Source organism: Litchfieldia sinesaloumensis (assembly GCF_900156865.1).
In the GTDB taxonomy this organism is placed as follows: domain Bacteria; phylum Bacillota; class Bacilli; order Bacillales; family Bacillaceae_L; genus Ferdinandcohnia; species Ferdinandcohnia sinesaloumensis.
Genome location: NZ_LT732529.1, coordinates 4317368 through 4342507 on the forward strand (window position 1 = coordinate 4317368; position 25140 = coordinate 4342507).

The 25140-nt window shown below is 37.2% G+C and carries 23 protein-coding genes and 1 riboswitch; of the genes, 13 read left to right on the plus strand and 10 right to left on the minus strand.

Annotated elements, in window-relative coordinates; genetic code table 11:
* Positions 1 to 38: 38 nt before the first annotated feature.
* Together CZ490_RS21060 and CZ490_RS21065 are read left to right on the plus strand one after the other, a co-directional pair.
* Positions 39 to 1409, plus strand: coding sequence for an ABC transporter substrate-binding protein (locus tag CZ490_RS21060; RefSeq protein WP_077620696.1), 1371 nt, complete (start codon positions 39 to 41; stop codon positions 1407 to 1409).
* 116 nt (positions 1410 to 1525) lie between these two features.
* Positions 1526 to 2371, plus strand: coding sequence for a glycerophosphodiester phosphodiesterase (locus CZ490_RS21065; RefSeq protein ID WP_077620697.1), 846 nt, complete (start codon positions 1526 to 1528; stop codon positions 2369 to 2371).
* Between the two features lie 107 nt (positions 2372 to 2478).
* Here the strand turns inward: CZ490_RS21065 and CZ490_RS21070 are convergent, their stop codons facing one another.
* Positions 2479 to 3147, minus strand: coding sequence for a DUF4956 domain-containing protein (locus CZ490_RS21070; protein WP_077620698.1), 669 nt, complete (start codon positions 3145 to 3147; stop codon positions 2479 to 2481).
* Between the two features lies 1 nt (position 3148).
* Complete coding sequence (locus CZ490_RS21075; RefSeq protein ID WP_077620699.1) at positions 3149 to 3907, minus strand: polyphosphate polymerase domain-containing protein; 759 nt, start codon at positions 3905 to 3907, stop codon at positions 3149 to 3151.
* Between the two features lie 303 nt (positions 3908 to 4210).
* Between CZ490_RS21075 and CZ490_RS21080 the strand changes: the two genes are divergently transcribed.
* Positions 4211 to 4834, plus strand: coding sequence for a hypothetical protein (locus CZ490_RS21080; RefSeq protein ID WP_234987271.1), 624 nt, complete (start codon positions 4211 to 4213; stop codon positions 4832 to 4834).
* Between the two features lie 458 nt (positions 4835 to 5292).
* Positions 5293 to 6543 (plus strand): MFS transporter, encoded by a 1251-nt coding sequence (locus CZ490_RS21085; protein ID WP_077620701.1) that lies wholly within the window; start codon positions 5293 to 5295, stop codon positions 6541 to 6543.
* Between the two features lie 76 nt (positions 6544 to 6619).
* Here CZ490_RS21085 and CZ490_RS21090 read toward each other — a convergent pair whose 3' ends face one another.
* The 3 genes from CZ490_RS21090 to CZ490_RS21100 are packed head-to-tail and all read right to left on the minus strand — an operon-like array spanning position 6620 to position 8636.
* Positions 6620 to 7393 (minus strand): hypothetical protein, encoded by a 774-nt coding sequence (locus tag CZ490_RS21090; protein ID WP_077620702.1) that lies wholly within the window; start codon positions 7391 to 7393, stop codon positions 6620 to 6622.
* Positions 7390 to 8262: an ATP-binding cassette domain-containing protein gene (locus CZ490_RS21095; protein ID WP_077620703.1), complete on the minus strand. Its 873-nt coding sequence runs from the start codon at positions 8260 to 8262 to the stop codon at positions 7390 to 7392. The genes CZ490_RS21090 and CZ490_RS21095 overlap by 4 nt, the downstream gene beginning before the upstream one ends.
* Positions 8259 to 8636, minus strand: coding sequence for a GntR family transcriptional regulator (locus CZ490_RS21100; RefSeq protein ID WP_077620704.1), 378 nt, complete (start codon positions 8634 to 8636; stop codon positions 8259 to 8261). The genes CZ490_RS21095 and CZ490_RS21100 overlap by 4 nt, the downstream gene beginning before the upstream one ends.
* Before the next feature lie 359 nt (positions 8637 to 8995).
* Positions 8996 to 9096: riboswitch (SAM riboswitch) on the plus strand.
* Positions 9097 to 9231: 135 nt separating this feature from the next.
* On the opposite strand from CZ490_RS21100, the gene CZ490_RS21105 reads away from it, so the two are divergent.
* From CZ490_RS21105 to CZ490_RS21115, 3 genes are all read left to right on the plus strand, one after another.
* Positions 9232 to 9420, plus strand: coding sequence for a YezD family protein (locus CZ490_RS21105; protein ID WP_077620705.1), 189 nt, complete (start codon positions 9232 to 9234; stop codon positions 9418 to 9420).
* A gap of 130 nt (positions 9421 to 9550) precedes the next feature.
* On the plus strand, positions 9551 to 10096 hold the full coding sequence (gene ssuE, locus CZ490_RS21110; RefSeq protein ID WP_077620706.1) for an NADPH-dependent FMN reductase: 546 nt from the start codon (positions 9551 to 9553) through the stop codon (positions 10094 to 10096).
* Positions 10097 to 10134: 38 nt separating this feature from the next.
* Complete coding sequence (locus tag CZ490_RS21115; protein ID WP_077620707.1) at positions 10135 to 11520, plus strand: LLM class flavin-dependent oxidoreductase; 1386 nt, start codon at positions 10135 to 10137, stop codon at positions 11518 to 11520.
* Positions 11521 to 11571: 51 nt separating this feature from the next.
* On the opposite strand, the gene CZ490_RS21120 is transcribed toward CZ490_RS21115, so the two are convergent.
* From CZ490_RS21120 to CZ490_RS21130, 3 genes are read right to left on the minus strand one after another with little or no spacing between them, the layout of a single operon-like run.
* A complete protein-coding gene (locus tag CZ490_RS21120; protein WP_077620708.1) occupies positions 11572 to 12177 on the minus strand; it encodes an Imm64 family immunity protein in 606 nt (201 codons plus the stop codon).
* A 5-nt stretch (positions 12178 to 12182) separates the two neighbouring features.
* Positions 12183 to 13049, minus strand: a complete 867-nt coding sequence (locus tag CZ490_RS21125) for an SAR2788 family putative toxin (RefSeq protein ID WP_077620709.1) — start codon at positions 13047 to 13049, stop codon at positions 12183 to 12185.
* 13 nt (positions 13050 to 13062) lie between these two features.
* On the minus strand, positions 13063 to 14034 hold the full coding sequence (locus CZ490_RS21130; protein ID WP_234987272.1) for a S8 family serine peptidase: 972 nt from the start codon (positions 14032 to 14034) through the stop codon (positions 13063 to 13065).
* Between the two features lie 471 nt (positions 14035 to 14505).
* Here CZ490_RS21130 and CZ490_RS21135 point away from each other — a divergent pair, with 471 nt between their 5' ends.
* Positions 14506 to 15678, plus strand: a complete 1173-nt coding sequence (locus CZ490_RS21135) for a sulfite reductase subunit alpha (RefSeq protein WP_077620711.1) — start codon at positions 14506 to 14508, stop codon at positions 15676 to 15678.
* A gap of 99 nt (positions 15679 to 15777) precedes the next feature.
* On the opposite strand, the gene CZ490_RS21140 is transcribed toward CZ490_RS21135, so the two are convergent.
* Positions 15778 to 18708 carry an endo-1,4-beta-xylanase gene (locus CZ490_RS21140; RefSeq protein ID WP_077621132.1) on the minus strand — a complete coding sequence of 977 codons (2931 nt, stop codon included), beginning with the start codon at positions 18706 to 18708 and terminating at the stop codon, positions 15778 to 15780.
* Between the two features lie 265 nt (positions 18709 to 18973).
* Here CZ490_RS21140 and CZ490_RS21145 point away from each other — a divergent pair, with 265 nt between their 5' ends.
* From CZ490_RS21145 to CZ490_RS21165, 5 genes are all read left to right on the plus strand, one after another.
* On the plus strand, positions 18974 to 19375 hold the full coding sequence (locus tag CZ490_RS21145; RefSeq protein ID WP_077620712.1) for a cupredoxin domain-containing protein: 402 nt from the start codon (positions 18974 to 18976) through the stop codon (positions 19373 to 19375).
* A gap of 291 nt (positions 19376 to 19666) precedes the next feature.
* Positions 19667 to 20659 carry a glycoside hydrolase family 43 protein gene (locus CZ490_RS21150; protein ID WP_077620713.1) on the plus strand — a complete coding sequence of 331 codons (993 nt, stop codon included), beginning with the start codon at positions 19667 to 19669 and terminating at the stop codon, positions 20657 to 20659.
* A gap of 184 nt (positions 20660 to 20843) precedes the next feature.
* Positions 20844 to 21407: a tyrosine-type recombinase/integrase gene (locus CZ490_RS21155; protein WP_077620714.1), complete on the plus strand. Its 564-nt coding sequence runs from the start codon at positions 20844 to 20846 to the stop codon at positions 21405 to 21407.
* Between the two features lie 130 nt (positions 21408 to 21537).
* Entirely contained in the window at positions 21538 to 23022 is a 1485-nt protein-coding gene (locus CZ490_RS21160) for a DUF1538 domain-containing protein (protein ID WP_234987273.1), read from the plus strand.
* Complete coding sequence (locus CZ490_RS21165) at positions 23012 to 23680, plus strand: P-II family nitrogen regulator (RefSeq protein ID WP_077620716.1); 669 nt, start codon at positions 23012 to 23014, stop codon at positions 23678 to 23680. Before CZ490_RS21160 ends, CZ490_RS21165 begins: the two co-directional genes overlap by 11 nt.
* A 62-nt stretch (positions 23681 to 23742) precedes the next feature.
* Here the strand turns inward: CZ490_RS21165 and CZ490_RS21170 are convergent, their stop codons facing one another.
* Positions 23743 to 24888 carry an ROK family transcriptional regulator gene (locus CZ490_RS21170; RefSeq protein ID WP_077620717.1) on the minus strand — a complete coding sequence of 382 codons (1146 nt, stop codon included), beginning with the start codon at positions 24886 to 24888 and terminating at the stop codon, positions 23743 to 23745.
* Between the last annotated feature and the right edge of the window lie 252 nt (positions 24889 to 25140).

Sequence of the window (25140 nt, forward strand, 5' to 3'; positions counted from 1 at the left end):
TCTCGAATCCAATAACTTTTTAAAAAGGAGAATTTAGAATGAAAAAAATCATGATGTTCCTTGCGTTAGGTTTGGTTTTACTATTGGCAGCATGTGCTGGAGGAGAAGCTACAGCTGGAGATAGCTCCACAAAAACGGGGTCAGAAAAAAGTGAATCAGGTTCAGAGGAGAAAAATGAGCCACAGGTTGTGACATTCTGGCATTCTATGGGTGGAGCGGGTCAGGAAGCGTTAGATGGTATTGTTGCAGACTTCAATAGCTCTCAAGAAGAAATCCAAGTAAATGCAGAATACCAAGGTACATATGATGAATCATTAACAAAATTCAATGCCGTTGCAGGTACTGATAGTGCACCAACGATGATTCAAACGTTTGAAATTGGTACGATGTCTATGATCAATAGTGGGAATATCGTTCCAATCCAGGAATTAATTGATGCAGATGGGTATGACATGAGTGGATTAGAGGAAAACATTATTAATTACTATTCATTAGATGGAAAGTTTTACTCAATGCCATTTAACTCCTCAACACCTGTTATGTACTATAACAAAGATGCATTTGAAGCAGCTGGTTTAGATCCAGAAGCTCCTCCGGCAACATATGAAGAAGTTGAAGCTGCAGGTAAAGCAATTGTTGAAAATAATTCTGAAATGAAAGGTTTTGCATTACAAGCATATGGTTGGTTATGGGAGCAGTTATTAGCAAACCAAGGTGCATTGCTTCTAAATAATGATAATGGCCGTTCTGACACTCCGACTGAGATTGGTTGGACTGAAGAAGAAGGAAAATCCATCTTTGAATGGGTAAAACGTATGGTAGATGACGGTACATTTGCGAACTATGGAACAAATGGAGATAACATGGTTGCTGGATTCTTAGCAGGTGATGTAGCAATGTTCTTACAATCCTCAGCAAGTGCAAGAAATGTAATTGATAATGCTCCGTTTGAAGTAGGGATTGCTTTCTTACCACATCCGGAAAACAAAGAACGAGAAGGGGTAGTCATTGGAGGTGCGAGCCTTTGGATGATTGATGAAAAACCTGAGGCAGAAACAAAAGCAGCTTGGGAATTCATGAAGTATTTACAGACTCCTGAAGTTCAAGCAAAATGGCATGTTGGTACAGGGTATTTCGCGATTAACCCAGATGCTTATGAGCAACAAACAGTAATTGATGCACATGCAGAAAAACCACAATTAAAAGTAACAGTCGAACAATTACAAGCAACGAAATCATCATTTGCGACACAAGGTGCACTAATGGATATGCTTCCACAAGGAAGAAAAGTAATGGAAACAGCCCTAGAATCCGTATATAACGGCGGAGATATCGACGAAGCCTACAACACGGCAGTTGACCAATTCAACAAAGCTATCGAACAAGCAAACAAAGCCAGAGCAAACTAAGTGAAATGGGACACGGGGACAGGTACCGTGTCCTACCATTTTCTGACAAAAACTATCCAATTGGGTCGGAGGGGATTCTCCCTCGTCCTTATTCAAATTTGAAGGGAAGGGTTTTGATGACGAAAATTTATGGACATCGTGGTGCAAAAGGTATCTATCCTGAAAACACATTGCTTAGTTTAAAAAAGGCAATTGAGCAAGGTGTTGATGGTTTAGAAATTGATGTTCATCTTACAAAAGATGGAGAAGTGGTAGTGATTCACGATGAAACACTTGAGCGGACGACAACTGGCTCCGGCTGGATCAAAGATTTAACGCTAGCAGAAATTAAGCAATACAGTGCAGGAAAAAGGTTTGCTCATTTTGAAAAATATGAGAAAGAGTGGGACAATGAACAGGTTCCGACGCTTGAGGAGGTACTAGAATTAATCTCACCTTACCAAGTTGAGCTAAATATAGAGCTAAAAACCTATTCAGTACCATATGAAGGGATAGAAGAGAAGGTTCTAAAAATAGTAGACCAACATGCAAAAGAGCTGAAAGTGAACTACTCGTCCTTTCATTTGCCTACAATCTTGCGAATAAAGAAGCTAGATTCAAGTGCTAACATCGCGTTGCTATTGAATGACGGTGTATCTCTTCCACACGATTATCTCGAGGAATTGGATCTGGAAGCCTTTCATTTAAACAAAACCATTCTATTGCCTAAAGTTGAATTGTTTCAGCAGTTACTGGAATTTGACAAACATCTTCCAATCGAAGTAATCACCTACCTTAACAACCGAATCAATGAAGATTATGTAGATTGTCTTCATGGACTCTATGATAAAGTAAGGGTTTGGACGGTCAATGAACCACATGAGATTGAAAAAATATTGAAGTTACAAGTCAATGCCATAATCACTGATTATCCAGATTTAGCAATACGTATTAAAGAAGAGCAACTGAAGGTTAAAGCGTAGGTACACGGGGAAAGGTCCAGTGTACCACTATAATGGTGAAGAGGGAAAAGGAGATGTCCCTCTGGTCCAGTAAAAATGGCCATGGGTCAATGCCCATGGCCAATGCTTTAATTTTTCGATTGTAAATATGAGAGTGAAACCTTTAAGTTCGCATTCCTTTCGCGAATGGCATTAAGTAAATCGTGATCCTTTGTCGATATTTTGTTACGGATTGCAAATGTATATAAGATCATCGTACCTAGATTTGTTGTTTCAACTTGACGTAGTACATTATACTCCGTATATTTGTCTAAAATATCGTTAAATAAATCCTCATAATTTAAGTTCTCAGGTACTGTTATTTTTAAGATTTGAGTATCCTTACCTCTTCCATAATCAAATTTGTACAATAAAAACAACACTAAACACGAGAAAACAGTTAAAACAATAGCTAAGCTAATTTGATAAAGTCCTGCCGTCATTCCAACACAAAGTCCGAAGAAGATATAGGCAATATCCTTTGCATCTGTTACTGCGCTTCGGAAACGAATGAGGGAAAAAATCGCGAATAATCCGAATGCGACTCCTGCATTATTACTAACCACATTCATTACGACTGATACAACTACACTCATGATAATAATTGTGTGTACAAACGATTGTGAATAACGTTCACCTTGAAAGGTTAACTGATACACTTTTGTAATCGCCAGGCTAAGAATTGCTGCAGTAGCCATCGCAAACATAGTCATGAGAATTGAAGATTCTGTTCCTTGCCCATTAAATAATACATCCATTTTATCCGACTCCTATCATTACTTTTTCATTCATTATTTTAGTAGGTATAGATTCTCCTCTTAGTAACTCCATACTTGTACAGAACTTTGAGGCGCTTCTTTGTTCGCAATTTAAATCTTGTAAAAATCGAGTTAACCATAATGGCACGCTATGAGTAACTTTGACTTCTAGCACGACTAGATTAGGATCAATAATGTGTTCACCATAGGGGCCGTACTCGATATTTAGGTCTTCATTACGGCATCTTAAATTTAAATCAAAGGTAACCCGTAAATCAGGATCGGTGATGCAATGAAATGCATGCCGGTCATAGCTTACAACCATTTCGGGATCTAACTGATAAAATCTACGGAAATAATCAACTTCCTTGAAGATTTGCGGATTAGAAGTTTGGTAATTGCAAAGGTCTCTATCTGGTTTATTGATATAGCGATACGCATCCATTAAAGGAATCGCCGTTCTCCTTTTATTAACCACATTGTTATGCTTTTGCTTCACCTCAAAAAAAGCTGTCCCATTGATGTCCGTCTCGTCATAAATTCGCAATCTAAGTTTTTGCCTAAATTTTAGCTTGTTTTTCGTTTCAAAATAAATTTGTCGTTCGTCATTATCAAAATATAGACTCGTCACGGTATACCGTCCTGCATTACCGAATTTATCGTAGCGCATATAGGGATACATTAAATCAACTAGCGCTTCATATTGATATCTGGTAATTAGATATTTTTGTTCTCGTCGGCTAAATATTTCTATTGCCAAAACCTTTCCCGCCTTCCTTCTTATTACATGATGAACTCGTTATTAACGATATCTTCATATTAAATTTACAATCTTAAAAACTACTGAAAGAAACATGAGAAATTGATGAGAAGATGAGAGGTTTAGAACTGGTTGTATCTAACCCTTCTCTAGCTTGTCACGATAGGGCGCTCGCTCAGCGCTTTTCTTATTAAATACGACTTTAGACGTATTTAATATTTAGACTCTAGTTGGTTAAACGGATTCCCATCATTTTGTATGATTTAAGAAACTAATCTTTCTTGATAATCAACTAAGATCAATATGAGTGAAAAATATGGTTGCGAATGCGATATGGAGATAAATGAAGGATGGATAATAATGAGAGAAAAAAAGATATATATACTTTTAACAGATACAGGAACATTATTTACAAAGCTAATAAAGTTATTTACGAAAAAGCCATATAATCATGCGTCAATATCCTTCGACTGTGAATTGTCAGAGGTTTATAGTTTTGGTAGGAAAACAGCTAAGAACCCTTTTATTGGTGGATTTGTAAAAGAGGATGTGAAGAGGGGGTTGTTTAAGCAGGCAGATTGTATTATCTATTCGTATACCGTTACAGAGGTTGAAAAGAAAAAGATGAGAAACTGTATTAACGAAATTGAAAAACAAAAGGGAGAATATCGCTATAATTTCATAGGGTTATTTGGAGTTATGTTTAATAAACCAATGAGAAGAAAGAAGGCTTTCTTCTGTTCACAGTTTGTTGCATCCGTACTAAAGGAATGTGACAGCATCTACTTTGAAAAACCCCTATCTCTAATTTCACCAGATGACCTTCAACAGCTATCTACATTACATTTTGTGTATGAGGGAGAGTTAGCAGGTTATCATAAAAATAAAGAAGAATTAAGAGTTCCAGCTCGTTTAATCCCTGCATGAGTGTGAAAGGTTTTTAAATAGTTTTGAGTCTTTCTATAAGGGTAATAAACTTTAGTTGTCTAGGATGACAAAAAATTATACGACTTATTATGAAAAATTATTAGAACACTCTCTGTCCCAATGTACTTCGCATGGTATTTCCTTAAAATAAGAATTGTATAAAGTGAGCCATTTTGTTATCATAATAAAGATTATAAAGAAATGGAGGTTTTCCTGGTGACAGCGTCAATGAGATTACGATTCCCAACTTTCTTCGTTAACTAAATACGTTTGAAAGCTCTGCCTACGTTCAGAGCAACGGGATAAGTCTGTCTATTTTAAAAGGAAACCTATATTTGACGGTTATTTAAAAAGAGGGGCAAGGGTTCCCTCTTTTTTTGTTGCTCAAAAATAAGTTGAAGGAAGCGATGTAGGCGAAGAGTAAAGTAAAAAAATCATTAGAAATGAGTTGGTAATCTATGAGTACGATAGAAAAGAATCTAAAAGAGAATTGGTTAAAAAATATTATTCTCTTTTTAAGTAGCCAGACGATTTCCCTTTTCGGGTCGTCTTTGGTTCAATACGCAATCATGTGGCATATCACGCTTGCAACGGAATCTGGTTTGATGATGACGTTGTATATCATCTGTGGGTTTATTCCAACCTTTTTCATGTCGCCAGTCGGTGGGGTGTGGGCAGATCGGTATAACCGAAAAATGCTGATTATCCTAGCAGACGGACTTATTGCAGTTTCAACCTTAATCCTTGCAATTCTCTACCTAATGGGATTTGATGCAATTTGGTTACTTTTTGTAATGGCGGCGGTACGTGCCTTTGGAACTGGAATTCAAATGCCTGCTGTCAGTGCGATTTTACCGCAGATTGTCCCAAAAGATAAACTAACGAAGGTAAACGGAACGAATGGAAGTATCCAGGCAATTATCATGTTTGTGTCTCCGATGGTTAGTGCAGCATTATTGGGATTGACCTCGATTGAAATTATCTTTTTCATCGATGTGATTACTGCTGCAATTGCTATATTTACTCTGCTTTTCTTTTTGAAAATTTCCGTGCATGAGAAGGCAGCGGAAAAGCAAACAACAAGCTATTTTAGCGACTTTAAGCAAGGGTTACATTATGTGAACAATCATCAATTTCTCAAAAAGTTCTTCATGTTCTTTGCAGTCTTCTTTGTTTTAATGGCGCCTGCAGCATTTTTGACACCACTACAGGTTACACGGAGTTTCGGTGGAGACGAATGGAGATTAGCAGCAATCGAAATCGCCTTCTCGATTGGTATGATGGTTGGTGGAGGAATCATCGCGACTTGGGGCGGCTTTGAGAATAAAATAAAAACATTGGGATTCGCAAGTGTTATTATGGGTGCTTGCACATTAGCACTTGGGGTTGTTCCGAACTTTTGGGTTTATTTTGCCTTCATGGCATTATTCGGATTGGCCATGCCGATCTTTAATACACCAGCAACCGTTTTGCTACAGGAGAAGGTAGAAGAAGATTATCTAGGAAGAGTCTTCGGGGTAATGGGCATGATTTCAACTTCCATGATGCCGCTTGGTATGCTTATATTTGGTCCAATTGCAGACATTATCAAGATTGAATGGCTGCTAGTTGGCACCGGCATTTTTATCATCATCCTAGCTATCTTCCTTGGGAGAAATAAAGTATTAATTGAAGCGGGTAAACCTGAATTAAAAGAATCAGAAGGGTAAAACGAAGGACAGAACCGGTTTTATTAGGTTCTGTCCTTTTCGATTTGGTTATTGGATAGTCCTTACTATCCATGTATTACATTTTAATAGCAACTCTTTTTGTCATCAGGCGGATAAGCCAGATTGAAAGTAGGATGATTAGCAGTATGCTTATTAACGCGAAAGCCGACGGCAGAAAATCTAAAGATGAGAACCAACCCGGTATCGGTAAATCCAAAGAAATTCTCAGTAGAGTGTCTTTCAGCATTTTAATATTAATTCCAATTAAAATAAATCCAATCCCAACTATGACATCAAATCGATAGAAACTAGCACTGATTAACCATCCAAGTAAGTAATACACGAAAATATTTAGACTAAGAACACCCATAGCCAACAGCCAATTATCCTGGGGATCAACGTGAGGAGATATAATAATAGACTGGACAATTTCTCCAATAATGTGATCACCAACGTCAACACTATTTATGGTTTGTTCTTTATAAGCTATATTAAAAAAATGTAAGATGAATTTTTCAAGAAAAGATACAATGATTGTAACGATTGGAATGAGAATGGATAAACCAATGGAAGCAATAACCGTCCCCATAAAATAATCTTTCCTTGTTACGCCGTTACCTACATAGTGAGGAAGAAAGTATATAGACAGCAGGCCAATTACCAACATGTAAATACTACCTGCAATAAAAATCGAACTAAAGTATCCCTCAATCTCATTTCCTTGGCTACCTGCAATCACTGATTTAACAATGTTAATAATGAGCATAACTCCTAGAAATCCACCCGTCCAAATGGACTGGACAACGAACATGTCAGTCGCGACTTTACGGAAAATGGGCTGTTGTTTCATATCTTATTTCCTCCTTGAGTAAGATGGACAAACAATTCTTGAAGGGAGACGGGTGCTATTTCAAGTCCTTTAGTAAATGCGTTTGCTCTGTCTTGCTCGCTAAGTTCTCCAAAAACAGTCACAGATTTTGTACTTCCTAACTGCTGAGAGTTAATTTGCTTCATAGATGCTACAAATTCATCTACTAATTCTGCATTCCCCGTAATTGTAGCTCCCCTTGAGAGTAGCGAATCTGTCTCCTCTTGAAGCAAAATACAACCATTATCTAATAAAATCACTTCATCAAATAAATAATCCATTTCCGATACAAGATGGGTTGATAAGATAATCATTCTTGGATGCTTTTCCTGATCTTCTAGAAGCTCTTTATAAAATAGTTCCCTGGACGGTGCATCCATCCCAAGATATACCTCATCCATTATCGTGATGGGTGCACGGCTTGCTAACCCTATGATGACATTTAGTGATGATTGCATTCCCTTTGAAAATTGTTTAATTGGTTTCTTTTTATCAAGATTAAATTTGTCTACAAGATAATTGGCATAATCCCTATCAAAATGAGGGCGATATCGTTGTACATCTTCAAGCATTTCGACAACATTATCAGATTCGTCTTTATACTCTTTGTTATATAGAAATAGTACTTGTTGCATCAAGTTAGCATTTTCAAATGGTTCTTCCCCATTAATGGTGACCATTCCAGCCGATGGTTCACGGAAAGAGGCTAGGACGGAAAGAAGAGAAGTTTTGCCCGCGCCATTTCTTCCTAATAATCCATATATTTTTTCGTGGCGTAACTCAAACGTAACATCTTTAAGTGCATGGTGATTACCGTATTTAACCTGCAGGTTTTCCGCCTTTATCTTCACTCTAAATCACGACCTTTTACATTTTTAATAAACTCAATAATTTCATCTTCCTTGATACCGAGCTTGTAAGCTTCTTGAACTAACTTGACCACATAATCATCAATAAACGAGTCTTTGCGTTTTTGAATGAGCTTTTCTTTAGCCCCTTGCGCTACAAACATACCAATGCCTCTCTTCTTAAAAAGAATTCCCTCTTCAACTAATTGGTTCACACCTTTTGAAACCGTGACATGATTAATCTTATAAAAGCTCACTAGTTGATTAGTTGAAGGTGCTTGCTCTCCTTCTTTCAGTTGATCATTAAGAATTTGGTCCTCAATCTTTTCACGAACTTGCAAATAGATTGGTTTATCTTGATCAAATGATTTACTCATAATAATCGCCTACTATTCTTTAGTTATGTTATCTGCGTATATGGTTATATAGTTATGTATATAACCATAATAGAATTTTATTAGTATGTCAATAACTAAACTGTTTAGAAATCATAATGGTAATGAACGTGCGTCTGAATAAGGGAAGTTGTACGTTTTTGTAGGGATATTAGGGGAAAAACGATATACCACCACACCGTAAAACGATAAAAGCTATACCGATTATAAAATATGAAAAATAGCACCTATGACTAACGACCTAAAAATTTATATATTTAAAAATTTCAGAAGAAAGGGATTGACATATAGTCAAATCCCGTGTAATTTAGTAACAACAAATAAAATTAAATATCATTTTTTTCTTATCCAGAGAGGTGGAGGGACTGGCCCGTTGAAGCCTCGGCAACAGACAATATGTACTGTGCCAATTCCAGCAAGCGTTAAGCTTGACAGATAGGAAGAGTGTATTGAACTATTCATGTATGCCCTCTTCTTGATAGAAGTGGGTTTTTATTTTGGCCAAAATAATCTAATTGCCGCACTGGTCAACCAGTGGCAATTAAATGATATACATCCTTGAATAAGGGGGAGTTACATGGCGAAACTAGATGATTCGATAGTGAAGCATATTTTATCTAGCTTGGAAGATTTGGAATTTGGATCTATTGTGATTACCGTCCACAATGGGGAAATCACCCAAATTGATGCGACGGAGAAAAGGCGTTTTGCATTAAAAAAAACCTCTTCACCCCATCAACAAATAACGAATAAAAACACTAAATAACTTGCCGATTAGACCACTAAAGGCATCTTTATTTTCAAAGCGTCCATAAATGACGCTTTAGATAAAGATGCCTTTTTTTATTCGATTTTGATGTGTACATTTTATAGCCAAATATGAAAGGATGATCAAAATGAGTGAAATTATACTTTTGTCAGGAAGCCCTTCGGAGTATTCAAGAACAGATTTGGTTTTGCAATATGCTGGAACGAAGCTTAAACAAGAGGGTTATTCCATAACACATGTTTCCGTTAGGGATATTCCAGCTGATGACATTTTTAATCTAAGGTTTGACAGCCCAGCCTTGAAGGAACTCACTCTACTTATCCAAGGGGCAGATGGGGTAATAGTGGGGTCGCCTGTTTATAAAGCCGCCTACACTGGAGTATTGAAGGCTTTGCTAGACTTACTGCCGCAAGATGTGTTAGCTGGTAAAACAGTTCTGCCCATCATGACTGGTGGTAGTCCAGCCCATTTACTCGCAATTGAGTACAGTCTTAAACCTTTATTGTCAGCACTAAAGGGGCAGAGCCAACAGGGTGTTTATTTCCAAGATTGCCAGATTGATAAGAAGCAGGTAGGGAATCCAATTATCGACGTCAATGTGTTAGAAAGACTTAAAAAAGAGCTTTATTACTTCGTGGAAACTGTAAATAGGAAAAGGGATTACGTCCTTTAAGGAATTTTAATAAATACAATAAAAAGGAGCTACTTATTATGACAAAGAAGAGAATTTATTTAAATGCATTTGATATGAACTGTGTTGGGCACCAATCTCCAGGATTATGGTCACATCCAGACGATCAATCACATCGCTATAAAGACAGCGAGTATTGGATTGAACTAGCAAAGATTTTAGAAAAGGGAAGGTTCGATGCTATTTTTCTAGCGGATGTATTAGGGCCTTATGATGTCTATCAAGGGTCTAGAGATGCGGCGATTCGTCAAGGTACACAAACACCTGTTAATGACCCATCACTTGTTGTTCCATTAATGTCAGCAGTAACAAAGCATTTAGGATTTGGGGTTACTGCATCTGTTACTCATGAGCATCCTTATACATTTGCCCGTCGTATGTCGACACTTGATCATATTACGAAGGGACGTGTGGGCTGGAATATCGTCACATCCTATCTGAAAAGTGCAGCTGTTAATATGGGATTGGAAGACCAAATTAAACATGATGAGCGCTATGACATAGCTGATGAATATTTACAAGTTTGCTATAAACTATGGGAAGGAAGTTGGGAGGATGATGCTGTTTTATTAGACAAAGAGAATCGGATTTTCGCAGACCCAAGTAAGGTACATGATATCAATCATGAAGGTAAGTATTACAAAGTTCCAGGTGCGCATTTATGTGAACCGTCTCTACAACGTACGCCTGTGCTCTACCAAGCTGGAACCTCTTCGAAAGGCCGGGCATTCGCTGGTAAGCATGCTGAATTAATTTTTATTGGTGCTCCAACTAAAAATGCGGCTAAACATTCTGTACAGAAACTACGTGAAGAGGCCATTAAGTCCGGGCGTGCACCCGAGGAACTTAAAATACTGTCATGTATCACTCCAATTGTTGGTCGAACAGAAGAAGAGGCCAACGAAAAATTCAATGAGTATCAAAAACATGTAAGCTATGAGGGGGCATTAGCACTTCTAGGTGGCTGGACAGGAATTGATTTCTCAGAGTATGGTCCAGATGAAAATCTTAAGTTTGTAAAAAATGATGCTATTCAATCGACGGTTGAGAACTTTACAAGAATTGATTCTGATAAAAAGTGGACGATTGATGAAATTAAAAAATATACAGGAATTGGTGGGTTAGGACCTGTTACTGTTGGTAGCCCAGAGCAGGTCGCAAATGATTTGGAGAGTTGGATAGAAGAGACCGGGATTGACGGATTTAACATTGCGTACGCAATTACTCCTGGTACGTTCAAAGATTTTGTCGAATACGTTGTACCAATCCTTCAAGAAAGAGGCTTAGTTCGAAAAGAATACGAAGGTGAAACACTACGAGACAGCCTATTTGGGCAAGGAAACCAACTACCAGCTCACCACCCAGGAAAACAATACAGCAAACAAGTGGCAATAACGGTAAGATAATAGGAAAAGGGCTATCAAAATAAAATCCTATTTTGATAGCCCTAAATAAATTTAATTACTGATGGTCTCTTTCCTAGGGATTTCCTTAGAAAAACCATCAATTCCTATAGAACCATAATAAATATCTAGACCTGATTGAGTATCAACCATGGCAACTGGATAGGAATGATTATTTTCAATTTGTGATGAAAATTCGTTTGGATCCATTTCTATCTCAATTTCATGACCTACAAAAGAATATGAAAATGGTATCGTTTTGTGCAGTTCAAATAAGGTCTTTATGATGCTTTGTCTTGCAGTTTTGATACTTGAATCATCGGATTCATCCGGAAAGATATCCTCCCAGCCTATACTAAAGAGAAAACCATGGTAATTTGCTTCTTTTTCAACCGTGAGAGTGATACTCTCTGACTTAATGTTGAAAATGTCACCGGATAATTCAGAAGAGATATAGTAACCATCTAGAAAGGAAACATCCAGTTTATTATTTTGGACTTCATTTTCAACCCATTTTTCCCCTTCAATATCTTCACTGTATTTAAGGTTTAAAAATGTACCACCTTTTTTTAGGATAAATTCCTTTAGTTTTTCAAATGTTGATATAAGAGGATAGTCTTCATTGAAGACAACTCCAATATTTACGTACCCACCAGTCAATTTACTCACCTCTTAATAATCAGTTCTCCAATTCGAATGAAATTATTTTTTTGTGTCGTAGTAAGTTTATAACCTGTAATAAAGTCACCGTTTTCTTTAAAAAATACGGCATTATTCCCTTTAATATGCATTATAACAGGATTACTCTGACCACTGTGTTTTGTTTTATAGATATGTGTAGATTTACTTACGTGATTACGTAATGCAGTTTCGAACTTAGTAGCATTTGCCTTACTATAGTTACCTGTAACTCCGAAATCCTTTGCGTGTTTGAACTTTTTTTGTAATTGACTAGCCTTGAAACTTACATTCATTAAAGCCTTAAGGATTTGACTGCGAGAGTATAGTTTAAATGCTATTTTAACGGTGGATCTGATAATTACTCCAACAATAATCGCCGGTAAAGCAGAAGCAGATAACTCCTCGGAATTATACGTATACGTCTCACCCGTGGTTTTATCTATAAAAGTAGCTAAAAATTCCTCACCCTCTACTTGCTCAACAATTACCTCAAATTCCTGGTATATTTCTTCTCCGTTTTCGTCGGTATATGTTGTTTGAAGGTTGATATCTTCTGATTCAATATCCAATTCAAGTTCGCTCTCTAGTTCAATATCTTCAGATTGGAAACTTGACTCAATATTAATTGTTTCTTCATTTATATTTGTTAACTCAACATCAATTTCGTCTGTGTGTTCCATACCTAATTCTTCGTAAACTTCCTCTTTAATTACTTCGAATTCCTCTTCAATTACTTCAGTTGCAATATTTTGGGCTTCCAATGTCTCGGATGCTGCTGCTTTAGTAAAAGGGATACTAGTAAATACTAGACAGACTACTAGAGTTATAATAAGTGATTTCATAGATTTCATAACCAATCTCCTTTTAATTAAATGTGATTAAACCATTACCATACTCAATCTCATCGACGAATTTCTTATCTTTTACTGCTTTTTCATTTAACAAAGCCATTACTTCTGATATAGGCGTATCCTCAATTGTTTGATTACTTATAAAAAGGGATATTACACCTGTAGCATGTGCTGCAGCAAATGAAGTCCCCGAAAATAAACTATATCCTCCATTGTGATCTGTCGAAAGGACTTTTTCTCCTGGAGCGATGTAGTCAATTTTTCCTCTTGCTGCTGTACCAGGTCTCTTAAAATCTTCCTTAATAGAATTAACAGATATTACATCCTTGTACTTTGCAGGATATTCAACCCCGGTACCAAAGGTATTTCCAGCGGCAGCTACAACAATAATTCCTGTTGAGATTGCTTTATCTATTACATTTTTTAGTTCGGGGCTATCTTTAGTTATGCCTGAACTTATGTTGATAATATGTACTTTCTGATTAATACTCCATTCAATACCTCGGATAAGATACTCAACATTACCTTTTCCGTTAGAATCTAGAACTTTAACATCATATATTTCAATTGCAGGATTGATTCCGATTACACCACTATCATTGTTGGCTGCACTTAGTATTCCAGCTATGGCTGTACCATGGCCAAACTCATCGATTACTGGTGTATCGGGAGAAATAGCGTTGTATTGTTTTTTAACTATTCCTATTAAATCTTCATGGTCTTTGTATATTCCACTATCAAGTACAGCCACTTTAACATTACTAGTCTCCTCTATAAGTTGTCCTACCTTTGGATGAACTTGCTTGATGCCCCATGGTGTTACTTGCTTTTCCGGTGGGGACGAAATCAATTCATTTTTAACTTGAGTGTCAGGGCTACTAGACTTCACTTGTGAATACATATTTGACAACCACATTCCTGAAATAATAAAGAATAAAAAGCCGACTGAAAATAGTAATTTACGTATAATGTCACCTCCATTCAATTAGTATTAAAAGCAATTGATGTAAAGTTCTTCTATATTCTACAAATATTTACAATTTTTGTAATTAGGAAAAAGGTATTATATTTAATGAAAGATGATGGTAATAAATTACTAATTTTTACAATCGAGAAGGAGCGTGGTAGGTTCTTAATCTAGATAGAGGAGAGAAAATGTAAGTTGCCCAATAAATTACCCTATATTTAGGTTTGTTTGGTTTTAAGTGATGATTTGATCCTCGTTTGGATTCCATTATCTTAGTTCGTTTCATATGATAATTATATCTAGAGAAGACAATTGCAGTTAAATAAATCGGTAATCATCTGATGCAGAATTAGTGAAAAACGAAGATAAAGTGTATATTATAGGGATGGAGCATATTTAATGTAATATCAGATAATGTGCCAAATTTCACACAAGATAACTCGTACATGTGTTATTCTTACAATATATAATTGTTGGAGGTTTAAGAAAATGCAACGAACTATAGATGATGAAAAAAATCCGAAAAAGCCTGTTCCTACAACATATTCAAGATTAAATCCATTTCAAGCGAAAGTTCTGAAGAATATTAACTTAAATGGTGAAGGTTCTAATAAGGAAACAAGACATATTGAACTATCATTAGAAGGATCAGGGTTTTCTTATATACCTGGTGATACACTTGGGATTGCACCTTCAAACGATCCAGAACTAGTGGCAGCTTTACTCGAAGAAATGAAGTGGGATGCAGATGAAGTTGTAACAGTTGGTCGCCAAGGTGAGTCAATGCCACTTAAAGAAGCGTTGGTTACGTACCTCGATATTACTTTACTAACTAAGAAAATATTACAAGGCGCGGCAGCTTTTACAGACAATGAAGAGCTACAAAAGCTCTTAGAAGATACAGCGGCTGTAAAAGAATATTGTGATGGCCGCGATTTACTAGATATGTTGCGTGACTTTGGCCCGTGGAAGGCTTCTGCGCAAGAAATTGTATCTTTATTACGAAAAATGGTACCTAGACTTTATTCGATTGCCAGCAGTTTAGCTGCACACCCAGATGAAGTTCATCTCACAATTGGTGCAGTACGTTATACTGCTCATGGTCGTGAAAGAAAAGGGGTATGTTCTGTTCAATGTGCGGACCGTGTTGAAGAAGGCGATACACTACCAGTCTTTGTTCAAGTTAACAAACACTTCCACTTACCGGAACAACTAGATAAAGACATCATCATGGTTGGTCCTGGAACTGGGGTTGCGCCGTTTCGTTCGTTCATTGAAGAACTTGCTGTGAAAAAAGCAACAGGACGTTCATGGTTATTCTTCGGTGACCAACATGAAGCAACTGACTTCTTATATAAAGACGAGTTGGAAAAGTACCAGCAAGATGGAGTCTTGTCAAAAATTGATGTCGCATTTTCAAGGGATTCCGACCAAAAAGTATATGTACAGCACAAAATGCTCGAGCATAGTAAGGAATTATTTGAATGGATTGAAAACGGAGCTTATTTCTATGTATGTGGAGATAAAGACCATATGGCAAAAGATGTGAATGAAGCATTACTCACAATCTTTGAACAAGAAGGCGGTATGGACAGAGAAGCTGCTGAAGCATATTTAAAAGAATTGAAAACACAAGGGCGTTACTTACGCGACGTGTATTAATTAAAAAATACCCCTTCGACCTGGTCGAGGGGGTATTTTCTTGAAATAACAGGTGCACCTTTTGTAGCTCTCGGTCAACGGACCGGTATCTTTTTCCCGTTATGCTCTTTTTCTTCTTGATGTTACAAAGTATGTGGTTCCTACAAGTAACAGGATTAAACCTAAAAGTAGGAGATTGAATGAGTTTGTTGCTGTTACCGGAAGTTTTTTGCCTTCTGATTTTTCTGGTTTAGGCTTTTCTGGTTGTTCAGTTTCAGGCTTTTCAGGTTTTTCTGGTTTCTCAGGTTTCTCAGGTTTTACCGGTTCTTCGGGTTTCTCTGGTTTCCCCGGCTTCTCAGGGTTTTCTGGATTTTGTTCATCTGCTTTCACGAGTGTTAGAACACCGAAAACAGATGTATCTTGATATCCAGTACCGGTAGTATCATTCCAAGCTGCAACACCTTGACGGGCACCGTCTTTACCGTCATTAATTTGTACATCAAATCCAATCTTCGTGTTGTTTTCTGGAGTGATTGTTTTTAACGGAATCTTCATTTCAACTGTATAGCCATTGCCTGATACATGGGTAGCTGATTCGAAACCTTCTTCAATGCTTGATGGATTAAAAGAAGCAACGTTTTCGAAATTAACACGATACTGACCATCTCCATCTTCATAGAAGGAAGTTTTCGCATTGTTTTCATCTACAAATACTTCAACAGAATCCTGTTCCCATGCATTTGGGCTTGAGCTATCAAGTTGTGAATCACTTACTTGAACTAATACATATAAGTTTTGATCATCCCATAGCACCTTCGATGTTCCATTCGCACCTTGCCAAGCAGTTTGGTAACGGTTGATTGGGAGTTCTTTTGCTTGATTCCAAATATCATCAATTGTTCCATCCATGACCGGTGTGCCAAACACTGCAGTACCATGATTTGCTTCTTTTTCATCAACCTCATGCTCTGAGATAAATTTGTCTGGGTCTGCAATTGCGTAATAGGCTGGTTTTGCTTGTAGATCTTTATCAAATAATAAAGGACTTTGAGCAGCTCTCCAGCTAGTTGCGTCATTTAATCCCCAGAAAGTTACACGAGAGATGTGTTCCTTATATTCCTTATAGATTTGGAACAATTGGGCATATAAATAACCTTGTGCATTTGCTTGTTGCTCTGTTAGGACATGATCACTTCCAGCCGTAACATCAAGCTCCGTTACACCAACTTCTACACCTAGTGAAACGAACTTTTCCATTGAACGTCTAACATTTTCAGGATTCGTATTTAGGTTATAGTGGCCTTGCATACCAATTCCATCAATAAGAAGTTCTCCGTCATTCTCAGCTGAATACTTATCATTAATTTCTTTTACCATTTGATAAATAGCTTCGGCTTTATTTTGATTATCATCGTTGTAGTCATTGTAGTAAAGTTTGATATCCCAGCCATTTTCTTTCAACACTTCTTTTGCGGCACGATAAGCTTGTTCAATATAATCCGTTCCAATTGCTTTGTACCAACCTGATTGACGAAGTGAACCTTTCCAATCAGTTGGATCAGAAGGATTATCATTCATTGCTTCGTTCACAACATCCCATGAAATCACATTTGTCCCAAAATGCTCAACAACCGTTTTAACATGGGTTCTTAAATTGTTGAGGGCGACATCGCGACTTAATGGATTACCGTCATCATCACTGTGGAGCCATTCTTGAGATTGTTGATGCCAGACGAGAACATGGCCATGCATTTGGAGCCCTTGAGATAATGCTTTGTTCACAAGCTCATCTTCCGCTGTAAAATCAAACTCTCTTTGATCGTTGTAGGCATAACTTGGCTTCATTGCGTTCTCTGCAGTTACAAGATTATGGTGCTTCGTTAAAAGGTTTAGTCGAGTACCATCTAAATCTGCTGCTGAGATTGCATTTCCAATTAGGAAATAATCTTTGTAGATATCTTTAATTGGTGTTAAATCTTCAATATCAACAGGTCCTGTGCCAGTCGGTTCAAATGTAATATCATCAATATAAAATGATGCTGAACTATTATTCGAACTTTCGACGTAAATGGTTAAAAACTCCCCTCCCACACTGCTGTAGCGGTAAGTACCTTGTAATTGCACCCATCCGTCTTCAGTGCTAATGGTTTTTCCTTCTATAATATTGTAGCTAGCACCGTCACCGTCTCCGACTTGTGTTGATAACTGCAGCTGTGAACTATCTGGAGACATCAGCTTGACCCATGCTGAGATCTTATACTCGGTTCCTTTATCCACATATTTTTCAACACGTAAGGCTGGTCCATGCCACGTATTTGATCTGTTTTCAACCTTTAAGGAATAAGTGCCACTCTCAGTATGGTTTTCTTCATCCGTAATTGTCAGCGTTTCAGTCCCAGCCCTGCCTTCAAAGCCTCCAGTTGTTTGGTCTTCGAAGTCGATTTTCTTAAATGTTTCAGCTTGTGGTCTGGATTCCTCAGGCTGTTCGGTAACTTTTTCAGTAATGAGGATTTCTCCAATGTAGAAAGGAACTGATACTCCAGTTTCGTTTGATTGAACACGAAGTTTTGAGTCCTTACTAGTATCCACGATAAATTCCTTCGTCAACGTGAATGCTTGACCGGCTACAAAAGGAACATTTGTTAACCAGGTATAACTGTCAACCGTCGATAGAACAACTTTGGCATCATTTGGGATAGATTCATCACCATCAACATATCCAGTAACAGTGACTGAATAGGTTTTCCCGTGTACCAAGCCAATGTCGCTGAAATTGAAATCAGCAGCATCATAGTCATTGTTTCGGTTACTCACATATAAAGCTGCTCCGTCTTCATTACCAGCAAACACCTTATCCTGAACATGTGTTAGGCTAGCATTTCCCGATTGTGCCGCTTTTCCACTCCCACCTTCAAAGGTCTCATGATAAACCGTTTTTGTTTCTGACGGTGTATCATCGTTCGCTTCTGCAGTCTGGGTAATCCATGCTGATGGAAAAACCAAAATGGCTACAAGAAGCAATGAAAAAATCCTCATCCACTTTCTCCTCATTTTCTTCCTCCCCTTAAACAATCTTATTAGAAAAGCGCTTTCAAAAATTAAGACACGCTTTCCAACTCCTATTATTTAGTTTCTAGCGTAAACTTGTAACCCTAGTAACTATAGTTTCTACTTAAAAAATTCAACTAGAGTGACAGACGGGATTTAATCCTTAGGAGAATATGAACCTCTGAATATAAAAATTTGACCTAGGTCAAAGAAATGTTATTTTCCGCAGGATATTATTAATTTATAAAAGGTAAAGGAGTGAAAGTAGATGAAAAAGATAGGTTTGTTTTTAGTATTAGGTTTATTAACACTCGGGCTTGTAGCTTGTGGGGGAGATAAAGAAGAGACGAATGTAAAAGCACAGGAAGAAACGAATAGTGAAGTTGCATCCGCAGATGCTGAAGAATTCACAATCACTGCCACTAACTGGGAGTTCACTTCAGATAAAGAATTAACGATTAAAAAAGGATCAAATGTAAAACTAAATTTGGTGAATGAGGAAGGAGTACATGGAATCAGTAATGATGAATTGGGAATAGACCTTAAAGCAGATAAACCAGTAGTGTTTACAGCAGATACTACTGGAGAATTTGAACTATTATGCTCAATCTTTTGTGGAGCAACCAAGGATCATGAGGCTATGAAACTTACACTAAAAGTAGTCGAATAGAACAATCACAAACCGTAATTCTAAGACGTAGCAACCAAAATTGCAGCTTCCTCACTATCTATACAATATATAACGAGCCCAACTCTTGAGCTAAATAAAAGCTAGAGGTGAGGCTCCTTTTTTTATATAGTCGAATTCTCACGAAAAATAGCGTCAGACTGAAGCGGAAATCAACAACAAAGTTTAACAGAGCCTATTAAATTTATAAAAAGTTAGTTGTTTCACTATACAAAGTCATCTTGATATGATTATAATGAATGTGTAAGTATCATAAAAGTACTGGAGGCTATTATGGTGAAAAATGTAAAACCAAATGAACCAATAGTTACACATATTTATACGGCAGATCCATCTGCGCACGTATTTGAAGGGAAGCTTTATATTTATCCTTCTCATGACCTTGAACATGATGAACCGTCAAATGATAACGGCGACCAATATAAGATGGAAGACTACCACGTGTTATCAATAGAAGACATGGATTCACCAGAAGTTGTAGACCATGGTGAAGTGCTTCATGTGAAGGATGTTCCATGGGCAAGTAGACAAATGTGGGCACCAGATTCAGCCTATAAAAATGGCAAGTATTATTTTTATTTCCCAGCACGTGACAAGGACGGGATTTTCCGAATTGGAGTGGCAACAGGTACTAGTCCAGCAGGACCGTTTACTCCTGAAGAAAACTATATTCCTGGAAGCTTCAGTATCGACCCAGCTGTTTATGTGGACGAAGATGATCGCGCATACATGTATTTCGGTGGACTTTGGGGAGGACAGCTTGAAAAATGGCAGACTGGTACTTTCAAGGAAGAAGTTACAGAAGGTCCAGCACCAACAGAACCAGCTTTAGGTCCGATTGTTGCTGAATTAACCGATGATATGCTTACTTTTAAAAGTGAACCAAAAGAAATAAAAATCATTGATGAGGATGGAAATCCAATTCTAGCGGGCGATGAAGATCGTAGATATTTCGAAGGACCTTGGGTTCATAAATACAACGGACTCTACTATCTATCTTATTCAACAGGCACAACACATAAAATTGTATACGCTGTCAGCGAAAACCCACAGGGGCCATTCGTGTACAAGGGTACGATTCTTACTCCTGTTATTGGTTGGACAACACATCACTCAATCGTTGAATTTAAAGATAAGTGGTATCTCTTCTATCATGACTGCTCATTGTCAAATGGAATTAACCATAAGCGAAGCGTAAAATTCACTGAAATTAAATACAATGAAGATGGAACAATCCAAACAATTGATCCATATGGAGATAAATAAATTTAAGTAGTGATTCGGCAGGTGATTCCACCTGTCGATTTTTTTTTTGAGCCATTATAGTCGTTTGAATTTGGGACAATCAACATGAACGTTACATCGTAATATCTCGGTATTCAGATTTGTAATGTGACATAGCGGATGCTAAAATAGGGTTAAGTAACATGGGTGATAGGAGGAAAATCCTATGGAGTTCGTTGATCCGATAAAGGAAATTGCAGATATAAAAGCTATGAAAGAAGTATTGCGTCAACATTCCCAGCGGGATTTGTTATTCTTTGTGTTTGGCATTAATACAGGAATGAGAGTAAGTGATCTACTTTCTTTAAAAGTCAGTGATATACGAGATGGAAATGAAATAAAAGAATTCGTCACTATAAAAGGTAGCCAAGACGATGAAATTGCTGAATTTTATATTAATAACAGTGTAAAGACAGAACTGAGCAAGTATTTATCACAAGTAAATTTGGAGGAGAGTGATTACCTCTTTAAATCTAAGAAGAATAATAATCCTATCACACGTCAACAGGCTTATCGAATTATAAATCAGGCCGCTAAAGATGTGGGGATACCAGGAAAAATCGGTACTCATACATTAAGAAAGACCTTTGGTTACCATGCGTATCGAAAAGGAATTGCTGTTTCTATTCTTTCAAAAGTTTATCACCACCAAACTTCTGCAGAGACATTACATTATATTGGTATTGAGAAAAATGAAAAATACGTCATTAAAGTGGATGTCAATTTATAAACCATACAATAATTTTTGCAGCCTCTTTTCATCCTTCAAGTCAAATTGGTAATTCAAATTACTAGATTACTAAATTTGCAGGTTCTCATTTTAAATAATTCACATAGAAAGGAATGAATTAAAATTGAATGTGTTAGTTTCTAAACTTGTAGAAGTGCTGTATGCAGTTCTGCCGATAACCGTTATTGTCTTGATTTTAAATTTTACAGTGGTTCATTTAGACATGCCGTTATTAATTCGCTTCATTATTGGAGCCGTTTTCATTATCGTTGGTCTATCAATCTTTTTATTCGGCGTCGATCTTGGGATTACACCAATAGGTCAGTCAATGGGGGCGACGATTGCAAAGACAAACAAAATATGGATTGTGGGGATTGCTGGATTAGCCCTTGGTTTTTTCATCTCGATTGCTGAACCTGATTTACATATTTTAGCAGGACAGGTTGACCTTGTAACATCTGGATTGATAACGAAGACCAGTCTTGTCGTGATTGTCTCAATAGGAATTGGAGCCCTAATTGCTGTTGGTTTAGCAAGAATTGTTTACAACTTCCCATTATATAAATTGTTAACCATACTATATTTAATCATCTTTGTACTCGCGATATTTACTTCACCAGAGTTTCTAGCAATCTCGTTTGATGCATCTGGAGCAACAACTGGCGCATTGACCGTGCCATTTATTTTAGCGCTTGCATTAGGGGTATCAGCACTTAAAAAGGATAGTAAAGCATCTGAAAAAGATAGCTTTGGTCTAGTAGCAATTGCCTCCACAGGAGCTATCATTTCTGTCATGATTATGAACATCGTTGCTAAAACAGATAAAATTTCAGGAAGTTTGGGAGATCATGAAGTTTCAAACTCGATTATTGGACCCTTTTTAAAAAAGTTTCCAATCGTGGCGTTTGAAATAATTGTTGCATTGGTACCCATCTTATTGCTTTTTCTTATCTTTCAAAAGATCTCATTTAAAAAGTCTAAGAAAGCGGTTCGAAAGATACTTATGGGGCTCTTATTCACATTTGTCGGACTTGTCTTGTTCCTAGTCGGAGTGAATGCCGGATTTATGGATGTAGGTACTGCTGTTGGATATAGTATTGCATCTTTGGATAATAAAGCATATGTTGTTATTGTAGCCTTTATCTTGGGGCTTGTGACAATATTGGCTGAGCCTGCTGTACACGTGTTGACACATCAGATAGAAGATGTTACAAGTGGATATGTACCGAGAAAGACGGTCATGTTTTCTTTATCAATAGGAGTCGGCCTTGCAGTAGCATTGTCAATCCTTAGAATTCTAATTCCAGAATTACAGTTATGGCATTATCTATTACCTGGTTATGTCATTGCCGTTGCAATGTCTTACTTCGTACCAAAGCTGTTTGTGGGAATTGCTTTTGATTCGGGTGGTGTTGCTTCAGGTCCGATGACAGCTACTTTTATATTGGCGTTTATCACCGGAGCAGCAGAGGCCATTGAAGGTGCTAATGTATTGGTAGATGGATTTGGAATGATTGCAATGGTTGCTTTAACACCATTGATTGCTTTACAAGTATTAGGGTTTGTATTTAAACTAAAATCAAAAAAAGGAGGTCTGGAGAAGAATGTTGGGTAATTCTGAAACAGCCGACTTTGAACTAGTTTGTATTATTGTAAATCAAGGTATCGGAAGCAAAATAATGCAAACAGCTAAGAAAAATGGGATTTCTGGAGGCACGGTGCTGATCGGAAAAGGCACGATTAAAAATCGCCTCTTGGAGTTTTTAGCCTTAAATGATGTTAAAAAGGAAATCGTCCTAATGGTTTCTGATAATAAGACAGTTGAATATGCCCTAGAGCAGCTTGATAAGAAATTTAAATTTTCTAAACCAAATCACGGAATAGCATTCACAACTTCTGTTGGTCAAATTTTTGGAGCGAGTAGTTGTAAAGGTGAGCCGATGAAAGAAGAAAGAGGTGCGGACAATACAATGTATCATTCGATTACGGTGATTGTAGAAAAGGGTAATGCGGAAAATGTAATTGATGCAGCGGTGGAAGCAGGCTCTAAAGGTGGTACAATCATCAATGCAAGAGGTTCAGGAATCCATGAAACAAGTAAACTATTTTCGATGGAAATCGAACCTGAGAAGGAAATTGTGTTGATTTTATCTGAAAGAGATAGCACTGAAGCAATCGTAGGATCCATTAGGGAGAAAATCAAAATTGATGAACCTGGAAATGGGATAATTTTTATTCAAGATGTAAAAAACACGTACGGTATATATAAGTAATTCAAAGGCCTGCCCTGATTAATTGGGGCAGGCCTTCAATATACAAGGGAAGAGATTTTAGCTTAACCCTTAATAAAATTATCAACGACAAATGCTGATACGCCTAACGAGGTTGAGTATTTTTTGAGTTTTGAGAAGTTGAGCTGTAGGTCGTTTTGATGGAATGCGAGAGTGTGTTTTTCAATCGTATTCCGAATAGGTGCTTCAATCCACTGTTTAGCCATTGTTAGTCGATTACCGATAATGACTTGTTCCGGATTAAATGTATTAATAATGTTATTAATACCAAGCCCAAGATAGTTTCCAATCTCTTCAAAGAGCTTTATTGCTTTTTCGTCACCGCTCTCTGCTAAATCAATTAGTGCTTCTAATGATTCAAGGCTTGGGTCAGACATTTCAAGCAAAGCCTGCTCTGAAGCATATGCTTCCCAGCACCCGCGACTGCCACAATTACAACGCTTGCCGTTCATATCAATGATCATATGTCCCATCTCACCGGAAAAACCATTTATTCCTTTATAAAGCTCTTTGTTTACGATGATGCCGACACCAATCCCAATTCCAGCACTGATATATAGGATGTTTTTAAAGTCCTCTCCAGCACCAAATTGTTGTTCACCAACAGCACCGGCGTTTGCTTCGTTCTCTATGATAACAGGGACATTATAAAGTTTTTCAAGATCTTCTTTAAACTGAATATTACTCCAGCCAAGATTCGGTGCTAGGAGGATGGAACCCTCATTGTTCACAATTCCCGGGACACCGACACCAATCCCAACAATTCCATACCTACTTTCCGGCATTTCTTGCATTAATGACTGAATCATATCTTGAACAATATTCATTATTGTTGCATACGTGGTACGACCCACTGTTTGGTTTTTTTCAATTAGGATATTACCCTTTAAATCGGTGAGAATAGATAATACATAGTTCACGCCAATATCAATACCAATTGTGTAACCAGCATCCTTATTGAAGTGGAGGATAACCGGACGACGACCTCCACTTGATACTCCGGGGCCGGATTCAAAGATTAAGTCTTCCTCTAATAGTTCGGTTACTAATGTAGAAACAGTTGTTTTATTTAATCCTGAAGTTTGAGCGATGTCAGCACGTGAAATCGGTTCATTCTCCATTATTAATTGTAAAACGAGAGCTTTATTATTTTTTTTCACAACCTGTTGATTCCATGTCATCGTTCCCACTTATAAAAAACTCCTTATTTAATAATGGTTCTATTTTAACATAAAACTTAGTCTGATGAGTATACGAACGTAAAACTTATTTAAAATAAGGCGGAATAGGATGTAGTGAGATGTTTGTAAACGTTTTATAAAATTTTTTTACGATAACTTTGTTTATCGTATAGACAAACTTTGTGGGCGGTGCTATAATCTGAGTATAAAGAGCTTGAAGTTATGAGCTTAAGTATCAAAGTGAAAGCATTTTCACTTAAA

Bases quoted from the DNA above. Each gene is read 5' to 3' on its own strand.
- CZ490_RS21060 (WP_077620696.1), top strand. From the start codon at position 39: ATGAAAAAAATCATGATGTTCCTTGCGTTAGGTTTGGTTTTACTATTG.
- CZ490_RS21065 (WP_077620697.1), top strand. From the start codon at position 1,526: ATGACGAAAATTTATGGACATCGTGGTGCAAAAGGTATCTATCCTGAA.
- CZ490_RS21070 (WP_077620698.1), bottom strand. From the start codon at position 3,147: ATGGATGTATTATTTAATGGGCAAGGAACAGAATCTTCAATTCTCATG.
- CZ490_RS21080 (WP_234987271.1), top strand. From the start codon at position 4,211: ATGAGTGAAAAATATGGTTGCGAATGCGATATGGAGATAAATGAAGGA.
- CZ490_RS21085 (WP_077620701.1), top strand. From the start codon at position 5,293: ATGAGTACGATAGAAAAGAATCTAAAAGAGAATTGGTTAAAAAATATT.
- CZ490_RS21090 (WP_077620702.1), bottom strand. From the start codon at position 7,393: ATGAAACAACAGCCCATTTTCCGTAAAGTCGCGACTGACATGTTCGTT.
- CZ490_RS21100 (WP_077620704.1), bottom strand. From the start codon at position 8,636: ATGAGTAAATCATTTGATCAAGATAAACCAATCTATTTGCAAGTTCGT.
- CZ490_RS21105 (WP_077620705.1), top strand. From the start codon at position 9,232: ATGGCGAAACTAGATGATTCGATAGTGAAGCATATTTTATCTAGCTTG.
- ssuE (WP_077620706.1), top strand. From the start codon at position 9,551: ATGAGTGAAATTATACTTTTGTCAGGAAGCCCTTCGGAGTATTCAAGA.
- CZ490_RS21115 (WP_077620707.1), top strand. From the start codon at position 10,135: ATGACAAAGAAGAGAATTTATTTAAATGCATTTGATATGAACTGTGTT.
- CZ490_RS21125 (WP_077620709.1), bottom strand. From the start codon at position 13,049: ATGAAATCTATGAAATCACTTATTATAACTCTAGTAGTCTGTCTAGTA.
- CZ490_RS21135 (WP_077620711.1), top strand. From the start codon at position 14,506: ATGCAACGAACTATAGATGATGAAAAAAATCCGAAAAAGCCTGTTCCT.
- CZ490_RS21140 (WP_077621132.1), bottom strand. From the start codon at position 18,708: ATGAGGAGAAAGTGGATGAGGATTTTTTCATTGCTTCTTGTAGCCATT.
- CZ490_RS21145 (WP_077620712.1), top strand. From the start codon at position 18,974: ATGAAAAAGATAGGTTTGTTTTTAGTATTAGGTTTATTAACACTCGGG.
- CZ490_RS21150 (WP_077620713.1), top strand. From the start codon at position 19,667: ATGGTGAAAAATGTAAAACCAAATGAACCAATAGTTACACATATTTAT.
- CZ490_RS21155 (WP_077620714.1), top strand. From the start codon at position 20,844: ATGGAGTTCGTTGATCCGATAAAGGAAATTGCAGATATAAAAGCTATG.
- CZ490_RS21165 (WP_077620716.1), top strand. From the start codon at position 23,012: ATGTTGGGTAATTCTGAAACAGCCGACTTTGAACTAGTTTGTATTATT.